Annotated in this window: 14 protein-coding genes, 4 tRNA genes and 1 rRNA gene; 3 read left to right on the forward strand and 16 right to left on the reverse strand. The window is 43.4% G+C overall.

The window, feature by feature from the left end:
- Positions 1–52 precede the first annotated feature (52 nt).
- Positions 53–2,674, reverse strand: a complete 2,622-nt coding sequence (gene clpB, locus DW793_RS02235; RefSeq protein WP_118156939.1) for an ATP-dependent chaperone ClpB — start codon at positions 2,672–2,674, stop codon at positions 53–55.
- A 67-nt stretch (positions 2,675–2,741) separates the two neighbouring features.
- Positions 2,742–3,452, reverse strand: coding sequence for a hypothetical protein (locus DW793_RS02240; RefSeq protein WP_147340041.1), 711 nt, complete (start codon positions 3,450–3,452; stop codon positions 2,742–2,744).
- Between the two features lie 177 nt (positions 3,453–3,629).
- Between DW793_RS02240 and DW793_RS02245 the strand changes: the two genes are divergently transcribed.
- Complete coding sequence (locus DW793_RS02245; protein ID WP_117877367.1) at positions 3,630–4,283, forward strand: HAD family hydrolase; 654 nt, start codon at positions 3,630–3,632, stop codon at positions 4,281–4,283.
- A 239-nt stretch (positions 4,284–4,522) separates the two neighbouring features.
- Here DW793_RS02245 and DW793_RS02250 read toward each other — a convergent pair whose 3' ends face one another.
- The 3 genes from DW793_RS02250 to DW793_RS02260 all read right to left on the reverse strand — a co-directional run bounded on the left by DW793_RS02250 (position 4,523) and on the right by DW793_RS02260 (position 7,200).
- A complete protein-coding gene (locus tag DW793_RS02250; protein WP_118156940.1) occupies positions 4,523–5,656 on the reverse strand; it encodes a D-alanyl-D-alanine carboxypeptidase family protein in 1,134 nt (377 codons plus the stop codon).
- Between the two features lie 26 nt (positions 5,657–5,682).
- Positions 5,683–6,138, reverse strand: a complete 456-nt coding sequence (locus DW793_RS02255; protein ID WP_046441579.1) for a CBS domain-containing protein — start codon at positions 6,136–6,138, stop codon at positions 5,683–5,685.
- A 153-nt stretch (positions 6,139–6,291) separates the two neighbouring features.
- The gene (locus tag DW793_RS02260; RefSeq protein ID WP_118156941.1) at positions 6,292–7,200 is read right to left on the reverse strand and encodes a hypothetical protein; all 909 of its coding nucleotides are present in this window, start codon (positions 7,198–7,200) and stop codon (positions 6,292–6,294) included.
- A 283-nt stretch (positions 7,201–7,483) separates the two neighbouring features.
- Here DW793_RS02260 and DW793_RS02265 point away from each other — a divergent pair, with 283 nt between their 5' ends.
- On the forward strand, positions 7,484–8,413 hold the full coding sequence (locus DW793_RS02265; protein WP_252969622.1) for an AEC family transporter: 930 nt from the start codon (positions 7,484–7,486) through the stop codon (positions 8,411–8,413).
- Between the two features lie 433 nt (positions 8,414–8,846).
- Here the strand turns inward: DW793_RS02265 and DW793_RS02270 are convergent, their stop codons facing one another.
- Both DW793_RS02270 and DW793_RS02275 read right to left on the reverse strand, forming a co-directional pair.
- On the reverse strand, positions 8,847–9,533 hold the full coding sequence (locus DW793_RS02270; RefSeq protein ID WP_181988267.1) for a DUF2461 domain-containing protein: 687 nt from the start codon (positions 9,531–9,533) through the stop codon (positions 8,847–8,849).
- A 105-nt stretch (positions 9,534–9,638) separates the two neighbouring features.
- On the reverse strand, positions 9,639–11,393 hold the full coding sequence (locus tag DW793_RS02275; RefSeq protein WP_118156943.1) for a 1-deoxy-D-xylulose-5-phosphate synthase: 1,755 nt from the start codon (positions 11,391–11,393) through the stop codon (positions 9,639–9,641).
- A 235-nt stretch (positions 11,394–11,628) separates the two neighbouring features.
- Between DW793_RS02275 and DW793_RS02280 the strand changes: the two genes are divergently transcribed.
- Complete coding sequence (locus DW793_RS02280; protein ID WP_022288254.1) at positions 11,629–11,814, forward strand: hypothetical protein; 186 nt, start codon at positions 11,629–11,631, stop codon at positions 11,812–11,814.
- On the opposite strand, the gene DW793_RS02285 is transcribed toward DW793_RS02280, so the two are convergent.
- From DW793_RS02285 to rrf, 9 genes are all read right to left on the reverse strand, one after another.
- Positions 11,811–12,497, reverse strand: coding sequence for a hypothetical protein (locus tag DW793_RS02285; RefSeq protein WP_118156944.1), 687 nt, complete (start codon positions 12,495–12,497; stop codon positions 11,811–11,813). The two genes, DW793_RS02280 and DW793_RS02285, sit on opposite strands and share 4 nt — an antisense overlap.
- Positions 12,498–12,584: 87 nt before the next feature.
- Positions 12,585–17,237, reverse strand: a complete 4,653-nt coding sequence (locus DW793_RS02290; protein WP_181988268.1) for a pPIWI_RE module domain-containing protein — start codon at positions 17,235–17,237, stop codon at positions 12,585–12,587.
- Positions 17,234–18,130, reverse strand: coding sequence for a hypothetical protein (locus tag DW793_RS02295; protein ID WP_118156946.1), 897 nt, complete (start codon positions 18,128–18,130; stop codon positions 17,234–17,236). Before DW793_RS02295 ends, DW793_RS02290 begins: the two co-directional genes overlap by 4 nt.
- Positions 18,096–19,229 carry a restriction endonuclease-related protein gene (locus DW793_RS02300; RefSeq protein WP_147342149.1) on the reverse strand — a complete coding sequence of 378 codons (1,134 nt, stop codon included), beginning with the start codon at positions 19,227–19,229 and terminating at the stop codon, positions 18,096–18,098. The genes DW793_RS02295 and DW793_RS02300 overlap by 35 nt, the downstream gene beginning before the upstream one ends.
- 288 nt (positions 19,230–19,517) lie before the next feature.
- A tRNA-Trp gene (locus DW793_RS02305) sits at positions 19,518–19,593 on the reverse strand.
- 12 nt (positions 19,594–19,605) lie between these two features.
- A tRNA-Ile gene (locus tag DW793_RS02310) sits at positions 19,606–19,682 on the reverse strand.
- A 71-nt stretch (positions 19,683–19,753) separates the two neighbouring features.
- Positions 19,754–19,828 (reverse strand) — tRNA-Glu (locus DW793_RS02315).
- Between the two features lie 72 nt (positions 19,829–19,900).
- A tRNA-Lys gene (locus DW793_RS02320) sits at positions 19,901–19,976 on the reverse strand.
- A gap of 5 nt (positions 19,977–19,981) precedes the next feature.
- Positions 19,982–20,087, reverse strand: a 5S ribosomal RNA gene (gene rrf / locus DW793_RS02325); the annotation flags it as partial.

Consider the following 20,087-nt stretch of genomic DNA (forward strand, 5'->3'; position numbering starts at 1 on the left):
TCCACAAAAAAAGGGGCAGCCCCTCTCGGAACTGCCCTTTGGCATAATACTATCACTCTTCTGTAACAGTATTATAAATAACGTTCACAACGAAGTCCTTGTCATAATCTACCTGCAAGATAGAATCAGGCTCAAGCTCGTCTGCAATGATCTTCTTTGCGATAAGAGTTTCGATACGTCTTTGGATAAACCTCTTGAGAGGTCTTGCACCGAAGTTCTGATCGTAGCCCTGATTTACGATAGCTTCCTTAGCGGCGTCTGTTACCTCTATGCTTAGCCTCTTGTCTTCAAGACGCTTGCCAAGCTCTGCAAGCATAAGGTCAACGATCTTGTATATCTCCGTCTTCATAAGAGGCTTGTAGTAGATTATATCGTCAAGTCTGTTAAGAAACTCAGGTCTGAACTGCTGTTTCAGCAGAGCGTCCACCTTGTCCCTTGCTTCCTGAGATATCTCGCCCTCAGGTGTGATGCCCTCAAGAATATAAGGAGAACCAAGGTTTGAAGTGAGGATTATGATAGTGTTCTTGAAGTCAACCGTTCTGCCCTGTGAATCTGTGATACGTCCGTCGTCAAGCACCTGCAAAAGGATATTGAAAACGTCAGGGTGAGCCTTTTCGATCTCGTCAAGAAGAACTACTGAATAAGGCTTTCTTCTTACAGCCTCGGTGAGCTGACCGCCCTCCTCATAGCCTACATATCCCGGAGGCGCTCCGATAAGACGGCTTACGCTGAATTTCTCCATGTACTCCGACATATCTATACGAACGATATTGTTCTCGTCGTCAAACAAAGCCTGAGCAAGAGTTTTTGCAAGCTCTGTTTTACCAACGCCTGTAGGGCCAAGGAACAGGAACGAACCTATCGGCTGATTTGGATTTGCGATACCGGCACGAGATCTCATTATAGCCTCAGACACACGCTCAACGGCTTCGTCCTGACCGATAACTCTCTCGTGGAGGATATCAGGCAGGTGGAGAAGCTTCTCACGCTCGCCCTCCATAAGCTTTGCCACAGGGATACCTGTCCAACGGCAGATTATCCTTGCGATCTCTTCCTCTGTTACCTTATCTCTTAGCAGAGTGTTCTTTGTCTTTGACTTTTCTGCCTTTTCTTCTTCCTCGGCAAGCTGCTTCTGCAAGTCAGCCATTCTGCCGTATTTCAGCTCTGCAAGCTTGTTAAGGTCATATTCACGCTCCGCTCTCTCGATATCCTTTGAGCATTGCTCGATATCCTCACGGAGCTTCTGCACCTTAGAGATAGCAGACTTCTCATTCTCCCATTTAGCTTTCATCTCATTGAACTGCTCACGCATTTCTGAAAGCTCTTTCTGCACCTCATGAAGATGTTCAACTGCAAGCTTATCAGTTTCCTTTTTAAGGACAGTTTCCTCTATCTCGTGCTGGAGTATCTTACGTCTTATCTCATCAAGCTCGGTAGGCATTGAGTCCATTTCCGTTCTGATGAGGGCGCAGGCTTCGTCCACAAGGTCGATAGCCTTATCAGGAAGAAATCTGTCTGTGATATATCTGTTTGAAAGAACAGCCGCCGCAATAAGCGCCTGATCCTGAATTTTTACGCCGTGGAATACTTCATATCTTTCTTTCAGACCACGGAGTATAGAGATAGTGTCCTCAACTGTAGGCTCGTCTACCATAACAGGCTGGAAACGTCTTTCAAGAGCGGCGTCCTTTTCAATATACTGACGGTACTCGTTAAGAGTCGTTGCACCGATACAATGGAGCTCGCCCCTTGCAAGCATAGGTTTCAGCAGGTTGCCTGCGTCCATTGCGCCGTCTGACTTGCCTGCGCCAACGATATTGTGAAGCTCATCTATAAAGAGGATTATCCTGCCCTCAGACTTCTTTATCTCCTCAACGACAGCCTTAAATCTCTCCTCAAACTCGCCTCTGTATTTTGCGCCTGCGATAAGCGCACCCATATCAAGCGAGAAAACCTGTCTGTCTTTCAGACTGTCAGGAACATCTCCACTGACGATACGCTGAGCAAGACCCTCTGCAATGGCGGTCTTACCAACGCCAGGCTCACCAATAAGGCAAGGATTGTTCTTTGTTTTTCTTGAAAGTATCCTTATAACGTTTCTTATCTCGCTGTCTCTGCCGATAACAGGGTCAAGCTTGTTCTGTCTTGCAAGCTCCACAAGGTCCTGACCGTACTTTTTCAGCACGTCATAGGTTTCCTCCGGATTCTGGCTCGTTACCTGAGCGTTTCCTCTTACAGCTTGAAGAACTTTCAGAAACTTTGATTTTGTTACCCCAAAGGTCTTGAAGATCTCTTTTACTGCGCTGTTAGGGCTGTCCATTATGCCCATAACAAGATGCTCTACTGAAACATACTCGTCCTTCATTCTTGAAGCTTCCGACTCAGCTTCCGCAAAAGCCTTGTCAAGGTCGCTTGAAATGTATACATAGTCCTGCGCACGTCCGCCTACCTGTACCTTAGGTATATCGTCAACTGCTCTTGTAAGAGCCGCCTCTATATTTTCAGGGGCGATATCCATTTTTACAAAAAGCTGCGGCACAAGACCGTTTTCCTGTGAAAGCAAAGCCAGCATAAGGTGCTGCTGGTCAACAGCCTGATTTGAGTTTCTTGAGGCAATGCTCTGCGCTTCCTGCAAAGCTTCCAATGATTTCTGTGTCAATTTCTGAGCGTTCATAAAATTACCTCCCTTATCATCTTAAAAAGATATATGCTCACAGCAGGCGGAATGCTCCGCCCACCGTTTAAAGAACGACAACGCCTTTTTTCAGATATCTTTCATACATTTCAGATACCTTTCTTGCCGCCGTTTCAGGTTCTGCAGCGTTGTCAAAGTAAAGCTGAATACAGCTGTCCATACAGCTTATATAATCACCGATAGCGTTCGCTATATCCTCGTCGGTCAGCTCCGACTGAGGCGGTGCGTAAAAATCTCTTGTAAATCTGCCCTCGGCTGTTTCATAAGGCACACCCGTTGTGAAAAGATACGAAAGATATTTTTCCTCGAGCCTTGCCCACAGCTTAAAAAAGCTGTCAAGCATTGAAATGAGCTGTGTGCTTTGGGTTCTGAAAGATACTTTCAGCCTCCCCACCTTTCCGTGAAAATCTCGGCTCAGCTCTATGCTGTATCGTATGGTCGGCTTATATTTATATCTCAAAGGACTTTTTATAGACATCATAGCGTCAGAGGGCTGATTAAGGGTCTGAAACCTGCTGTCCATAAGCTGTTCTATTTTAGAGAATATCTCACGCATTCTTTTTTCAGGGGTGAGAAGCTGAACACGCTCTGCCAAAATCTGATTTATCAGATTTGAACGGCTGGTATTCATGGAATATGCCAGTCTGTCGATAGCCTCCACCACATCGTCTGCAAGCACCAGACTATACACGCTCTTGTTCACTTTGCTCTCATTCCTTTCTTTAAGGCGTTCCCATATGGCGTCGCCTTTTATCACTGTACTTATTATACCACATTCTAATAATTTGTCAATATGATTATATAATTTTAATTACGAATTATATAGATGCACAATAGAATGTATGTTCTGCACCTCTAATTTGTGCAGTTTTATTGAAAACTTGTCAAAAGTGTGATATAATAACAGATACCAAGTTGGAAAGGCGTGATAAAAATGCTCAAAGGCGTTATATTTGATATGGACGGACTAATGATAGATACGGAAAAGCTGCTCACAAGGTTTTGGTGCGAGGCGGCGAATCATTACGGCTATCCAATGACAAAGGAACACGTTCTGGGCATACGCTCTCTTGCAGCGAAGTATGCTATCCCACATCTTAAAGGCATTTTCGGAGAGGATTTTGATTACTACAAAGTTCGTGCCAAGCGTATCGAGCTTATGAACGAGTTTATCAGGCAAAACGGCATAGAAAAGAAAAAGGGGCTTGATGAGCTTCTTGACTATCTTGACAGCACAGGGCTGAAAAAAGCCGTTGCCACTGCCACCGACCTACAGCGCACCACGCTGTATCTCAGCTCTATAAATATCATTGACAGATTTGACAAGCTTATCTGCGGAAACATGATAGAAAACGGCAAGCCCGCCCCTGATATTTATCTCGCCGCCGCAAAGGAGCTGGGGCTTGACCCTAGCGAGTGCATTGCCCTTGAGGACTCACCAAACGGCATACGCTCCGCCCACGCCGCAGGCTGCAAGCCTGTTATGATACCCGACCTTTCACAGCCTGACGAGGAAACAAAAAAGCTTCTGTATGCCTGCTGTGATGACCTTTCCAAGGTCATAGGTGTGATACAAAAGCTTGTGTGATATGATATATTCTGTCAATCCATGTAGGGGCGAACATTGTTCGCCCGCTTTTTGTAAAAACGCTATAAAAATTGATACAATGTTACACGAATTGACACAAACGCTACATAGGGATAGTAAAACCGATAGCTTTATCACTTCGACGGGCGAACGCTGTTCGCCCCTACATTAAATTGCAATCAAATACAAAAATGCGGATACCTCCACGATATCCGCATTTATTTTTTTATCCTGTCTAATTAATCCTCGACCTCAGAAACAGAAGACGTGTCAGTGTCCGTTTTGCTGTCCTTGTCTTTATTATCAGAAGCCTTGCCGCCCAGATACTTTTCATAAATAGCAATCTGATCCTCAACAGACTTCAGCTCGTCCTTAGATTTTGTTGTAACACAAATATATGTGTGTCCGTTATCATCAAGTATAGTTGAAAGGGTATACTTGGCCTCGTCTGTGAAGCCTGTCTTTCCGCCCTCGATGCTTATGCCGTCGTCAGCCTTGCCGTCGCCGTCACAATCCACATAGTAACCCTCAATTCTCTGTGCAACAATGCTTGTAAGCTCGATACCGTCCTTGTGCTGTTTTGTCTTTGAAGTTGTGTACTTTGTTGCTGTAAGCACTTCACGACAAGTTTCGTTATCCATAGCCGCCTTTGTGATAACTGCGATATCCTGCGCTGTGGAATAATGATTTTTGTTGTGCAGACCGCTTGCATTCACAAACTTTGTGCCGGTAAGACCAAGCTCCTGGATCTTAGCGTTCATAAGCTCAACAAACTTCTCCTCTGAGCCTGCAACTGCGTTTGCAAGACCTGTTGTGCCGTCAGCACCGCTCACAAGGATAGCTGAATAAAGCAGGTCTTTCATTGTAACAGTTTCTCCGGCTTCAAAGCCTGCTCTTGATGCGTTGTCCTCGATAAGAGGGTCGATATCATCGCTTGTGAACTTATATGTAGCGTCCATATCCTGAATATTCTCTGCGGCTACAAGAAGCGTAAGCATCTTTGTAAGAGAAGCAGGATATACCTTTTTCTCGTAATTATAACCTGCAACTATCTCGTTTGTGTCAGCGTCAACAAGTATAGCTGAGTTTGCTGTCATACCCTTTATATTTATATCCTGATAATTTGCAGACTTCACAGGATAATTGCTCACAGGCTCTTCCCCAACTGATGAAAGGTCGTCAACCTCTGAAACCTCCTCAGAAGAGCTTTCCTCAGGTTTGCTGTTCACCTTAACAACTGCGTCTGTCACCTTGCTTGCCTGAATGGTATATCTTCCTGTCACCACCAGTGCCGCTGAACCGACAGCCACAAGCATTATAACTATAAGCACAGCAACTATAGCTGCACCGCCCTTTTTGTTTGTCCTCTTCATTTTTACAACAATTCCTTTCCTAGTGCTTATACTGCACCTATCTCCTCTTTTTCTTCCTTATGACCATATTTCGCTTCATACTCGTTAAGAGTATCGTGACAATATTTAAGTATATCTCTTCTCGTCACAATACCTATAAAAACTTCCCTGTCATCAATAACAGGCACAAAGTTCTGATCCATTGAAAGAAGTATCAGATCCTCGATAGTAGAATAAACATAGACGGGTTTCATTCTAACACGTCTTGTTATCTCGCTTATCTTATATTTTTCCAGCTCACGCATATCCTGAATGCCATTATTGAGCATGAACCACAGAAAGTCGCCCTCTGCAAGGGTCTTTACATATCTGCCCTCACGGTCGATAACAGGCACAGCGGTAAAGCTGTGATTTTTCATTTTCTCAAGAGCCTGCCTTGCTGTGTTGTCATCATAGACAAAATCCACGCAAGCCTTCGGCTTCAAAAACTTTAGTATATTCATTTTTATATATGTCCTCTTGTTAGCATACGTTTTTATGCGGTAACGACCGCACCTATAATTATACCAAAAAAACGCATACAAGTAAAGCATAGAGAGGGCATTTTCCGCCCTGCGTTTTCAACAAATCTCCACGCTGAAATTGTGCATTTTGACTTACTGCTGTGCAGGCTTGTAGCCGTATGTGTAAACAAGGCTCACAAAGCTGTCATAGGATATGGTCTTAAGATCGTCCGTCTGATATCCCCCTGCACTGAGATCGTCTGTTGTAACGCCTGCTTTGTTGAAGATACCCTGACAATAGCCAAGCCTCTGATCCTCTGACATACTGTCAAAGTCCACAAGACTTGTCGCCTGAGATACGTCAAACAGGCTGTCGTCAGCATCCCCCGAAAGCTCGTCAACAGTATATTCTGAAACTGTATCATCTGAGCCTTCAACAGTAAAGGTCTGCGTGTATTTTTTTAAGCTTCCGTCAGATTTATCAAAATACAGGTCGATAGCAGTAATGTATGTGTCGCCCGTATAAGTGTACTCCTCGATATCGAAATCATCAGCCTCATCACTGTTTATATGACCATAGGTTCTCGGCAGGTTTTGCTTGACTATGCTTTCAAGAACGCCGTCAAGCTCCGTCACGTCTGACTTGTGATAAACACCGGTCACGTTATCGTAATCATATCCTACTCCGTCAACTGAGATAAATCCGCTGGAGCCTATATCTGATGTGACTTTAAGATATATGTTTCCGCCCTTTTTGGCTCTTACTACCTCCTGCTTTGAGCCGTCGGCTTCTGTGCAGGTCGTTTTCAGAGTGTAGTCACCGTCAAAGATCGCAGCGGTTTTTGCAATAAGCTCGCCCTGCTCGTTCAATACCTTACTGTCCGCATCACTCTCGTTGCCCTTGCTGTCCTCAGACTTTGCGCTGTCGGCATTGTCGGCTGTTGAAACGTTCGCCTTGCTCTCTGTGACAGAAGAGCTGTCCTTACTATCCTTTGAACAGCCCGCTGCACACAAGCATACCACGCAAGCGCAGAGAGCCGCACATATTTTCTTTATATCCATATGTAAATATCCTTTCAGACCATGTACTATATTTCTTTTTCAAGACAATACTGCTCTTAACATTATACACCCCTTAAACTTTTATGTCAAGAGATAAGGCGGAGTGTAAAGATCGGTGCATTATTTGCTTTTTTACCTTATTTACGCACATAAAAATACAAAAATCGCCCATCAATGTATACTGTGAGTTCATGCTTTTTTCACAAAAGTCTGATATACTATTTGGGTATTCTGACGAAAGAACACCTAAAGAAGAAAAATATATGTGAAAGAGGAAGTAAAAATGGAAGCAGGTCTGATAATCGGAAACCAAATAATAATAATGTTCATTATCCTTATTATAGGCGCATTTTGCTATTTAAAAGGGATAATCACAAAGGACGGAACAAAACAGTTGTCCTCATTCGCACTGAATATAATCAATCCTGTGCTTATATTCATGTCCTATCAGTCAAAATATGACAAGAGCCTTGTGCATGGATTGCTGTGGTCTTTTCTGCTGTCAGCGATATCCTATGCAGTGACCATTTTGCTCACCTATGTTCTTATAAGAAAAAAGACTCCCGACCTTGCGGTGGAGCGTGTTTCGTCAATATATTCAAACTGTGCATTCATGTGCATACCCCTTATAAACGGCATTTACGGCTCAGAGGGCGTTTTGTATCTTACAGCGTATCTTACGTTCTTCAACGTCCTTATCTGGACGCACGGACTTATGACAATGAAAGGCGAGCGTGACTTTTCTTCTCTTGTGAAAGCCCTTATCTCACCGTCAGTTATAGCCGTTGTGGTCGGTCTTATTTGCTATCTTACAAATATCAGACTGCCGAAAGTTCCTGCAACAGCTTTGCAGTACATAGCAGATATGAACACGCCTATCGCCATGGTGATAGCAGGTGCAACAGCCGCACAGACCAACGTTTTGAAAGCCCTTCAAAACCGCCGTATCTACTACGTTTCACTGTGCAAACTCATAATACTCCCTGTGGCAGGCTTCCTTGCAGCGTGGATACTTGACCCTCCTCCGATAGTTCTTATGACAGTTACCATAGCCGCCGCCTGCCCTGCTGCGACTATGTGTACAATGTTCGCTGTAAATCTTGACAAGGACCCTAAAACAGCCTCAGAGATCTTTACAGTCACCACTATCCTCAGTGCTGTAACTCTGCCGCTTATAACTATCTTTGCCGACAGAATTACATATCATATTTAAAGTCAGCCCAAGCAAACATATCCGTATAAACAAAAAGACCTGTCAGCATTTCGCTGCACAGGCTGTGAAAAGATAAATAAGCTACGCTCTGCAATGCTTTCCGAAAACCTCGGAGAGCATTTTTATCACTCTTTTTGCTGCACCGCAGGTAATTCTATAAAAAGCCTGCCGCACACACTGATCCCCTTCATGACAACACCGTTTAAAGAGATTTCAAACGTCTTGCCTTTATAATTTTTTATCCACCCATAGTATACACCTTACTTCATCGGTGCCTCGGATAATAAAAGTATAACATATAATCAATTCACTGTCAATATTTCTTTGAACAAATAGCATATAAATTGTATATTTCAATAAAACAACCAGAAAATTTATAGCGTTTTACACAAAATTGTCAGAAAGCATTCTCAAACAAGACACAATTTCTCCGCTATTTTACTTTTTTCTGCAAAATATTATCCTCCGCCCTCATAAAAAATCTGTATACATCTCCAAGAGAAGCAAGGTCACTGCATACTGTGTCCAGCAAGTTCACGTTGAAAAGCAGCTTAGGGTCTTCACTGTCAAAACTTACACCGATATCCTTTTTATTGAGCCACAAAGCGTCCTCACGGCTGGCATTTGGAAAATGGTCACGCTTATACTCGTCACCGAACAAAACGAACTTGCTGTTGTCTTTCAGCGCCTTGTAAGCCTTTTTATATTCCTGCGCCCCTGCAAGTATCATCGTCCTCATTTCGTCCATACTTTCTCTGTCGGTTTTGTAATATCCACAACCATAGCCGAAACCATGGGTAGAGATATAGAAATAAAACTCAGGCATGGGGTGATATTCGCTTTTGTCACGCTGGCATTTCAAAGAACACCACACGCTCTCTCTGAATATCGGTCCGCCCTTGTTGTAACGTGCGTCTTTGTAAAGCCTTGATATCTTTTTCGGGTTGCATACTATCCTGCTGTCAATATCGTTCATTATAGGCGTTAGCGCAGTGATAAGCTCCGCAAAAGGCTCTTCTATAAGCCTGTGATAATCCGCCTTATGCTCCTTGAACCATTCCTTACTATCTCTCGTATGATTTTCAAACAAAAAGCCGATAGCCTCTTCACTAAATAGCATTTTTTCTCTCTCCTTGATGTATCTAAACTTATTATAGTATATCACGATTTGCATTTTTAATCAAGAAAAAAGAGCCTGCCAAAGCAAGCTCCTTAATGACAAAATTTACCAAAGCGTCTTTATAACGTCCTCAGCTATCTGCTCAGGAGTAAGATGATTTTCTTTCAGCACCTCGGCAGGGTCATAGCGGTCATAGAACTTCTTTTCAAGACCAAAGCAAAGGGCCTTTACATCACTGTCACCGTAAAATCTTGCTATCTTCTCGCCAAAGCCGCCCTCAAGAACGCCGTCCTCAAGAGTGATAACAGTCTTGTGGTCAGCCTTGAGGCTTTCAAGCATTTCCTTGTCAATGCCTGTGATGTAGTAAGGGTTTATTACAGTAGCCTTGACACCTGTTTTTTCCTCGATAAGCTTTGCAGCCTCAACGCCCATGCCGTAGAACGAGCCAAGTGCAATAACAGCAACCTGACTCCCCTGCTGTGTCATCTCATACTTGTTGAGCTTTGAAAGATCCTTTGTGAAAGGCTTGCCGTCTGAAACAATGCTTGCAGGAACTCTTATTGCAACAGGGTGTTCTTTCTGTTCAAGGGACCAATCCAGCATTGCAAGATATTCTTCCTTTGTTACAGGTGCAAGATAAACAAGCTCAGGGATATTTGATATCATCGGTATATCGTAAATTCCAAGGTGAGTAACGTCACTCATGCCGTAAACCGAAGCCGCAAAAACAGCTATTGTAACAGGACTTTTATTTATGCAAACGTCCTGAGAAAGCTGGTCGTAGGTACGCTGTAAGAACGAGCTGTAAACGCCGTAGAAAGGCTTCCCACCGTTCTTTGCTATACCTGAGGCAAGTGCCACTGCGTGTTCCTCTGCAATGCCCACGTCCATAAACTGCTTGCCTGCTTTCTTTCTGACATCAGTAGTGAAGCCGAAAACCGTCGGAGTAGCGGAAGTTATAGCACACACGGACTTGTCAGCCTGCATTTTCTCAAGAAGATGATCGCAGGTAACAGTTCCGTAATCCTCGCCCTCAGAATTGTAAAGGGACTTGCCTGTTTCAGGGTCGAAGGGCATATGCCAGTGCCATGTTTCCTTATCCTTTTCCGCAGGAGCATAGCCCTTGCCCTTTAGTGTTACAATGTGAACGACAACAGGCTTTTTGCTGTCCTTTACGCCCTCAAAAGCCTCAATAAGCGAAGGGATATCGTTGCCGTCCTTAACGAAAACGTAGTCAAGACCCATTGCCTTGAAAAGGTTACATTCAGCCTTGCCCTCGGTATCACGGAGAAGCTTGAGATTTCTGTACATACCACCGTGGTTTTCAGCGATAGACATATCGTTATCGTTCACAACGATTATGAAGTTTGTATCCATTTCCCCTGCAAAGTCGATACCCTCCAGAGCTTCGCCACCGCTGAGTGAGCCGTCGCCGATAACAGCGATAACGTTGCCCTCCTCGCCCCTGAGATCTCTAGCCTTTGCAAGACCGCTTGCAAGGCTCACAGAAGTGGAAGTATGGCCAACCGTAAAAAAGTCATGCTCGCTCTCCTCCGGGTTTGTGTAGCCTGAGATATCATCGAACTTGTCAGCGTCAAGATAGGACTCCTTTCTGCCTGTGAGCATTTTATGTGGATAGCTTTGATGTGAAACGTCAAAAACTATCTTGTCCTTGGGGGACTCAAAAACATAGTGCATTGCGATAGTGGCTTCCACCATGCCGAAGTTAGGGCCAAAATGTCCGCCATGCCTGCTGAGCCTGAAAAGCAGAGCCTTTCTCATTTCCTCAGCCAGCGCTGTCATTTCATCAACAGTGAGCTTTTTAACGTCAGCAGGTGAGTTTATTTTTTCAAGATACATTTTCATTTCCTCCTGTTTTATTTATAATTTTTCTTAGCTTTAGCTTACTTATATTGTACCACCTGGAGTTAGCTCCAAGTCAACAGGTTGTAGAGATATTTTACATTTTATTAACAATCGACCTAACAAAAAAAGCACGGTCATGTGCCGTGCTTAGTATATTTCTCTTGAAAAAAATTAATGCCGTGCTATAATTATAGTATCACCAATATCACACCGGAAAGGTCTTGAAAGCATGAAATACAAAGTTATAGACATAAGTGAAGAGGATTACGGCTGCGAGGGCATACCGGAGGACAGCGAACTCATGTGCAGTGTTTTGATCGAAAGCTCTGACGGCACACAAAAATGGTTGAAAATAGCTGACCGATATCTCAGAGAAAACGACATTGATATAGGCAGTGTCATCACAGCAGACTAGCCTGCCTCCCCTGGAATATCACGCATTATCCACGCAAGCTGTTCTTCTGTAGGCTCTTCTATCTCATAGCCGTTGACATGGTCGCCCTTGAAACAGTTTTGATACAGCTCCACCCATGCAAATGTTGACAGTTTGCAATCAGAATAGATTTCTTTTTCACCTTTGTACGGCAGATCTTCAGGATAGCAGGTCTTGATAATAGGATTTCCATAAGGGGTGCAGTCCTCGAACTTATCCGAAGAAGAACCCACACAGCACACTCCGCTCAGTGAATATCTTACCGCAAGATACTTTTCGCCCTCCTCATTAGGGTTCTTTTTAAAAGCTATCTGCGCCAGCTCCACAATAGCTTCTGCGGCGTATATAGGATAAGGAATTAAATATCCGTTGTGAAGCTCAAAGATCTTGTCCTTGTAATGAAAAGTCTTTCGCTTTTCGATAGTGCCATATTCTGCATACTGAAAAATGTTCAGCTCAGGGGCATCGGAGTAATAGTCGGTGACAATTTTCCCTGCCTTACTGCGGAAATAGCGTTGTTTCTGCGCTTCAAGCTGGTTCGATCCCACATTTTCATCAGAAAAATAATTGTGTTCAAATTCGTCGATATCCTCAGTAAAAAACGAAGCTGTGCCGCTTGTGCATGAGGGACAGTTGGCGTCAAACAAGGTTATTTTGTATATCATATGGATTTCCTTTCCTAGAAGCAGTGCCAAGCATTTCGGTACTGCTTTTATTATATCCTATTATGTTTCCGTTTGAGGTAAACAAGACTATTTTTCTTTGTCGCAAAGTAGAAAATATTCGCTCATGAGTTTGGCGAGGTGCAACGGCGCAGGCAGGCGGACAGATTGCCTGGAAGGATTTTCAGGCATAAGCTCTCTCAGTAGATTTGCATATCCCACCCACTGCTTAGGGTCGTCCTCCCCCCTAAGCTGTAAAGGATAATACTCCATAAGAGCGCATTCGTCAAAGTTCAGCTTTGGATTGTCAGCCCTGCATTTTTTGTAGCTGTCCTTAAACTCAAAATTGTTTGGACAGAGGTCAATTCCCCAAAAAACATCTTTATGACGATAAACGCCTGAAGCACGAGTAAAATCGCCCTTTGCATTTATTTCAGTATAATAATCAGGCACTTCCAAAGTGCTTACGCCCTCTCTAAGACGGATAATTCTAAGATGTGAGTCTGTGAAAGCTGCCGTCCTTTCAGAGATAGAATTTCCTATCTTAATTTTCTCAGGAACAAAAGGCTTTTTCATGTTATAGCCTGAAATGCTCGTGTCAGATATTCCGTGCCACAACTTTCTTGTCAAACCATTGCAAGAAACAAGCACAAGTCCGTCGCTTTCCTTATAAAGATCTCTCAAGCCCAAAAGCTTAGTGACAAATCCACCCCTTGCGGCTTTATTGCACTTGTCTACAAAATCGTCCTTTCTTGAAAGCTTTGAAAAAGCAATAAGCGCTTCGGGATAAGAAAGCTCTCTTTCATCAAACAGACCGCACTCGGCTTTTACCTGTCCGCTTCGTGCGTTGAAAGTCACATACGCAGGCAGGAACTTAGCCGTCAACACTGGCGATTTGCTTTCAGCCGCCCACAAAGGTCTTAAAGTCTGATAAGCATACACACCTATCACATCAGCGGCGCAGGCAGGATTTTTCACTGTGTTCCTGTTGTCAGCAAATTCCGTGTATCCAAACTGTCTGAAAATATCCAGCACCGCTCCATGTATCCTGCTTTTTGAAGGCTTATCCTTAGCTTTCTCATCTAAAACGTCAGGGACAATAAACTGCGTAAGGCGGTTTGTGTCCGCAAAACCTGCCCTCAGTGCGGCTTTCGGATCGCCCTTTTCCTCAGAAGTGTTTTTCAGGATAACCACTGCGCCCTTTATCTCAGCCGACTTCTCAACGCTTTCCTGCACCCTTTTTATGCGCAAAAGGTGGTCTTCATAGCTTTTGCCGTTCATCATATCCCCAAGAGAGCCTATACTGCACTTTTCTATCTCTATTTTCACATCTGAGCCGTCCGTGTTGCCAAAATACTGGCAGATATCCTCCATAATAGCGTTTTTTAAAGGCTCGTCGCTGTCATGACCGTATATCTCGAGAGTGATCTTATCCCTGCCCGTGCAGACTTTCAGCCTTTCTCTGCGCATTTTCTGGATATCAGCCGCCTCAAATTTCTTTTTATCAGGTTTATTATAATGCACCGCACCCACAGACTGCACCTCGCCCATAGGCTCTGCGATATCTTTCAGAAGCGGCGTCAGCTGATGATAAAACTCACATTTTTCCTTTACAGACACTCCTGTGCCAATTTTCATATTGGTGAAATCCATGCCGAATTTATAAGGCAAAAGTATCTGCGGTCTCGCATTTTTGCCCACATAAATTTCAGGGTGTTTAAGCACCTCGTCCGCCGCAGGAAATTTTGAGTTATTATGATACAATCCATAGCAGTTTATGTCAGCATAGTTCCAATCACGAAAATATTCTGTCTTTTCTTTATCAATATTTTTTTGCTGCTGCTTCATTTTCATAACTCTGTATTTATTTTCAGACATTTTCACAAGAGCGTTTATGTTCTCTTTAAGGTATATCTTCTTTTTCCAAGCATTTGAAACAAAGCGTTTCACGCTTGGAAAAACAAGAAGCATACACTCACGCTGGGGCGGAGTTGTCTGAACTGAAAATTCAAGCCCGTAGGAATAATATTGACCCTTATATTCTATAGGCTGGCTAACAAGCTTTTTTAAGCCACAATTGCTGAACGTAAGCTCCTGACCGAAAAAGGGTATGGTCTTTCCATTAAGAGAGTTCGCCACATACAGCGCAAAGGCGTCAAAGGCATAGTCCACCGCCGCAGTGCCGTCCTCGTTGAAAAGGCATACTTCTTCCGAGGTGATACCATATCTCAGCACATCAGGGTCTATCTCGCTTTTAAACTTTTCTGCTATCGCCTTTGTTTCCGAGGTTGCCTTATCATTCAGCTCATATTCTGCCGTGACCCATATTTTCATTATCTTGCATATCTTATGAACATCAGGCTCATTCAAAGACACGAACCACCTGCTGTCATCAGAATTTGCTTTCATGTTGCCCACGTTTACAACTTCGTCAAGCCACCCGTTCAGGCATGCTTTCAAGCCGAACAGCTTCATATAATACTCCGGATCGTATTTTTTGTTGGCAGAAACTTGCAACTGTATGAGCAGTTCTTTCCAAGACTTTGGAAAAGCAAGATAATACAGCTTAAAATTCCTCTTCTTCGGAATAAATGTCATCGAATATATCGGCGAATTCATTTTTTTCAACTCCTTTTTTGAATGCTTCATAAAACGCTGATAAAGCGTTTCTGCTATCTTTCCCGTTTCTTTGTTGTCAATCATGCTGTCAATATAATCTATAAGCTCGTTTAGCAGGTCGTAGCCTGCAGTATTTTTCTCAGAACGGCGAAAAGCTCCGTCTGCAAAATAAACTCTCGGTGCAGGCTTGCTCTCGTCCGTTATCCTGCAAAGCCGTCCGAATATCTGCAAAATAAGCACAAACAAGCTTGCCGTTACGTCAAGCTTCATCACAGGGTCAAGGGAGCTTAACTGCATTTTTCCCTGACGTTCCATGAGCGACCATTGCCTTGTGGCTTCACTGCGAAGCTTTGCCGCCCTGTCAAAAGCGTTTTTCTTCCCGGACAGAACACAGTGTCTTTCAAGATAGCCGTTTAGCTTTGTGCATTTTGAAGATATCTCGTCAGGAACTTCCATTGGGCGCACCAAAAAGAATACGCTTCCAAACGCCGAATGACCGTCCTTGTCAACAATGTTATAACCTCGCTCTATCGCCTGCGCAGGGGCTACCATTATATCAGCCGAATGATCTGAAAAGTCTGCTATCTCGCTCCTGAGTATCATGTTCTCGTCAAATTCATCTGCTTCCCTGCTCATACACGCCACCGTCTTTCCATTCGACAAAAGTCTGTTGAGATAATTTGCCGCAGTTTGTGCTTCACTGTAACTGTTCACTATCATAAGCAGTTTTCCCTCAGAGCGAAGCTCCGCTTCTATTGTCCCAATTATCTTTTTTATGACCTCTGTAAGATTTTCTTCACGTTCTTCACTGCCACTGCCTGAAACTCTTATAGCAGTTCCAAGGTCTATCATTTTCGACTCCGCTATCTTCCTGCGCTTCCACTCCTCCGCTTCAAGAAGATACTTCACAGGCACATTGACATGATATTGCAAACAGCCGTCCGCCCAGCTTGAACCCGAAAGCAGCAGCACATTAGGTCCTGCGGGCTGACCCTTATCCGTGAGCCGAAGCCAAGGCATACGGTCCATAAGCGCACGTCCGAATGCGTATTGACGGTAAAGAATAAGCCCCTTTTGCGGGTCGTTCTTCATGCCGAAAAGATTACCCATTGCAGATGAAGGGAGAATTTTCTGCTGTGCGGTAAAACGTGTAGACAAAAAGTCAGTAAGCTCCTGCTGTGTTTTCCGCTCATACGGCAAAAACAAATAGGAATCGCTTATCTCCCTGATGTAATTATCGAATGCCGCCACCACAAGATAAAGCTTGATATGGTCAGAAAAAGTTTTGTCAGGCTTACAGTTATTGTCCGTGAGCCAATCGCTTATATCGGAAGAAAAAATCTTTATATCATCTTCCGACAAGGCAAATTTTAATATATGCTCAATGTCTTTGTCATGATCCAATCCAATAGTCACACGCCGCATATGCTCAAGTGATTTGTCAGATATGTATTTATTTTTCTGGTTTTCTCTGCAAATTGCCTGATACAATATTTCTGCTGAAAACGTCCTGCTAAGTATCGTTCGCCATGTGCCACCATAAGCACTTATGGCTTCTCTCACCGCCATGCAGACTCCTAAAGATCTCATAAGTTTACGGATATATCCCGATTCATTTTTCTCCATGCCGTCAAGAGCTTCCGTTTCCTTGTTCATTGCTTCACTGCATAAAGCCGCCGCATTCTGCCTAAACTTATCAAAGCTTGCTGACGGTGTGAAAAACTCGTCAAGTGTTTTCTGCACCTTGTCACATTCATCAAATACCACAAGGTCGGCTTGCTCCAGCACATACTCCAAAAACAGCTTGTTATCCCCCAAAAGCCTTATTGCCGCAAGCCCCTGCACGGTGGTCACGATAACATTTGACGTATAAACATCTCGGTACATTCTCACCGCAGGGCAAATATCCATATAAGGGCAATTATAGTGCTTTTTAATTTTCATAAGCGACCTGCACGGCTCGTTTCCAAACATTGGTGCAGAACTTTTGTCGCTCTTATTTTTTGCCATGCCGTCGATAATACAAGGGGCAGTGAGATACTTAGAATACTCATTTTGCAAATATTTTTCTTGAGCTTTCGCCACCTGATCGATGTATTTTTCACGTCCGCTCCTGCCTATCACAGGTGAGACACTAACTCCAAACTGAGATAAATAAGAACACATCTCCAGCACACTGAAACAGTGTCAAGCACAAGAACGACCTTTTTATCAGCCTTTGCAAGGTGATAAGACAGCACTTTCATAAGAGTGGATTTTCCTGAGCCGACCATGCCAACAAGGTTTGTTATCTTGTCGATCTCAAGCCTGTTTGCACTCTTAACATTGCCCTCCGTGACAGCTTTTAGGGTGTTGCTTTTGAGTATAGAATAGCAATAATCATCAGGCTTTTTCTCAGCCATTTCAGCCGCACTTGCAAGCAACTCATCTGTAGAAACACTTATCTTTTTTCTGGTTTTCTTAGGCGGAGGACTTATAGGCATTTGCGGTGTGCAGTCAGGTATCTCAACATCAGCGCTATATACAGTGGAGCTTGTCTTGTCCTTAATGCTGTAGCTGTATTCCCCACCTTTTGCGTATCCAAAATGCTTTTCTTCCTTATGGTTTCTGATATAGTCGAAGTAAACGTCCGCACGGTCAGGCTCAACTGCCAGCTCGGTGTTTCGGGCAAATTTCAAGACCTTGCTGCCCTTTTCGATTTTCTCTGTAAAAATATACAAACAAAACTCTGACTGAGCATTGCGGTAATTTTCAAGAACCTTTGCCCAATTCATCTTTGAACTGCAAGAATGTAAAAGTCTGTGAGCTTTTTGAAGCAGAAAAGCAGTTTCATCGCAAACTACCTCGCCCAAAAGGCTGTAATTATGAAGCAGAAGATACGCCTTTGTGGGGTCGCCCTCGGGCTTGCATTTTTCCAAAAGAGCAAGGGTCATTTCTGCCTTGATGAAATCATCAAGATTCACAGAAGTTGGAAGATAATTTCTAAGACTTCTTTTGATAGTTTCTAAGCTTGACATCTTCCACCTCTCCTTTCAGCTCTTTTGAAAAAATTCTCATGGAAACGCATTTAGCAATTGAATCAGGAAAACTGCTTGCTAACGCATCATTGCATATCTTGCAATAATCAGGATAATCCGTCAAACAATCGTCAGACACAACATAAAAGACTTTTTGTGCCTTAGTATGAGTAAAATCATAGTCATTTTCAATGCTCTTTTTCAGCATATAAGGGTTTCTGTGGGTCTTTGCGTCAATAGCCCAAACCTGCCCGTCAGGCAAAGTTATCTTTACATCATACTTATCTCTGTCAGGCCAAAGCTCCGCCCCGCAACCACATTTTTCCGCAATTTTCTGTATTTTCAACTCCAACTGCCCAGGCAAACACATATATCTCATAACACCATGCCTAAGCCGCCAATTGCCGTCCTGAAATCTCAATGGCTTCAAATCATCTTTTTTCGGTATATTTTTCAAACAGCTTTTGTTACAGCACTGTGCTTGTGCTCCATAAAAAGTCATTGTCCAGCCGCATTTCGGACAAATATAGCTTTCATTTGGTACATTTTCGTAGGCTTGCGAAAACATCTTATTTAAAATCTCATAGTCTTGACAATGCTCCATTTTAAATTTACGCATTTTTTCATCAGAACAAATTGGATTTTCCACAATAAACCGCCGAACAGCCACATACAATTCGTTGGTAAGGTTAGTCAATAGAGAATAAATGTAACGCTGTTCCAAGTCATTTGCGTAATCTTTCTCTGAATCAGAAATAAGATCAACACAATCGTCGGTAAGAGTATATCGACGATTTTCACTTAACTCTATCAACGCATTTGTATGATAAAGGTCAAACTTTTCCACACTTTTGACAAAATCACTGTTCCACCCCTCAAACCACGTTTTCACTGGCTTCACAGCATAATTCTCAATAAAAGCGCATTCATGGAGATCTGAAAGCATATCATATTGCTCATTCACAGCCGCCAAAGCTGCAAGCCTATTTATCCCAGCAAAAAGCTTGCTACTGTAACTATACTTATCGTTGCACTGCCGTTTCTCATACAGCCCACATGCTATCAATCGTACCATCAAGTCAAAATCCAACTCATTCAAATCTGCCACTCCTTTTACCATATAAAAAAAGCCACCTTTTGAAAAACATTAAAAAGCGACCTAATATACCAATTAAAGCAAAACAGATATGAATACCGTTATTGCCTAATGTCAAAATATGATGTTTTTCGTGTACACTCATATCTTAAATCAACATCATAATTTTGTCAATAGTTTTATTTATAAGTTTCCAATAATTTGTATCTTTATACGAATTGATACTGCAAAATTTGTAGCAGATAAACAAAAAAAGCCGCAGACAAAACGTCTACGACTTAGAAAACACTCTGGCAGGGGCAGAAGGATTCGAACCCTCGGCACGCGGTTTTGGAGACCGCTGCTCTACCAACTGAGCTATACCCCTAGATAAAAAATGTGGTGGACCATCAGGGACTCGAACCCCGGACCCACCGGTTATGAGCCGGTTGCTCTAACCAACTGAGCTAATGGTCCACATAGAGCAAAAAAAATAGCAAGCTTTTTGAGAAGCTGCATAACGACCTCACGCAAGCGAGAGGAAATATTGGTGACCCGTGGGAGAATCGAACTCCCGATGCCGGCGTGAGAGGCCGGAGTCTTAACCGCTTGACCAACGGGCCATATAATGCTGAGCTGCAGCATATAAAGAAAAACCGCAGCGAGCAAAAATATATCTGCCCGTTACGGGAATGTGGTGCACCATCGGGGACTCGAACCCAGGACCCACTGATTAAGAGTCAGTTGCTCTACCATCTGAGCTAATGGTGCATAGGTGTCGGCAGCACCCTATCTTACCGGGACGTTACCATCCAAGTATTTTCGGCGAAGAAGAGCTTAACTACTGTGTTCGGCATGGGAACAGGTGTGACCTCAACTCAA

The sequence above is a fragment of the Ruminococcus sp. AM31-15AC genome, from assembly GCF_003462045.1.
In the GTDB taxonomy this organism is placed as follows: Bacteria; Bacillota; Clostridia; order Oscillospirales; family Ruminococcaceae; genus Hominimerdicola; species Hominimerdicola aceti.

Bases quoted from the DNA above. Each gene is read 5' to 3' on its own strand.
- clpB (WP_118156939.1), bottom strand. From the start codon at position 2,674: ATGAACGCTCAGAAATTGACACAGAAATCATTGGAAGCTTTGCAGGAA.
- DW793_RS02245 (WP_117877367.1), top strand. From the start codon at position 3,630: ATGCTCAAAGGCGTTATATTTGATATGGACGGACTAATGATAGATACG.
- DW793_RS02250 (WP_118156940.1), bottom strand. From the start codon at position 5,656: ATGAAGAGGACAAACAAAAAGGGCGGTGCAGCTATAGTTGCTGTGCTT.
- DW793_RS02255 (WP_046441579.1), bottom strand. From the start codon at position 6,138: ATGAATATACTAAAGTTTTTGAAGCCGAAGGCTTGCGTGGATTTTGTC.
- DW793_RS02260 (WP_118156941.1), bottom strand. From the start codon at position 7,200: ATGGATATAAAGAAAATATGTGCGGCTCTCTGCGCTTGCGTGGTATGC.
- DW793_RS02265 (WP_252969622.1), top strand. From the start codon at position 7,484: ATGGAAGCAGGTCTGATAATCGGAAACCAAATAATAATAATGTTCATT.
- DW793_RS02270 (WP_181988267.1), bottom strand. From the start codon at position 9,533: ATGCTATTTAGTGAAGAGGCTATCGGCTTTTTGTTTGAAAATCATACG.
- DW793_RS02275 (WP_118156943.1), bottom strand. From the start codon at position 11,393: ATGTATCTTGAAAAAATAAACTCACCTGCTGACGTTAAAAAGCTCACT.
- DW793_RS02280 (WP_022288254.1), top strand. From the start codon at position 11,629: ATGAAATACAAAGTTATAGACATAAGTGAAGAGGATTACGGCTGCGAG.
- DW793_RS02285 (WP_118156944.1), bottom strand. From the start codon at position 12,497: ATGATATACAAAATAACCTTGTTTGACGCCAACTGTCCCTCATGCACA.
- DW793_RS02295 (WP_118156946.1), bottom strand. From the start codon at position 18,130: ATGTCAAGCTTAGAAACTATCAAAAGAAGTCTTAGAAATTATCTTCCA.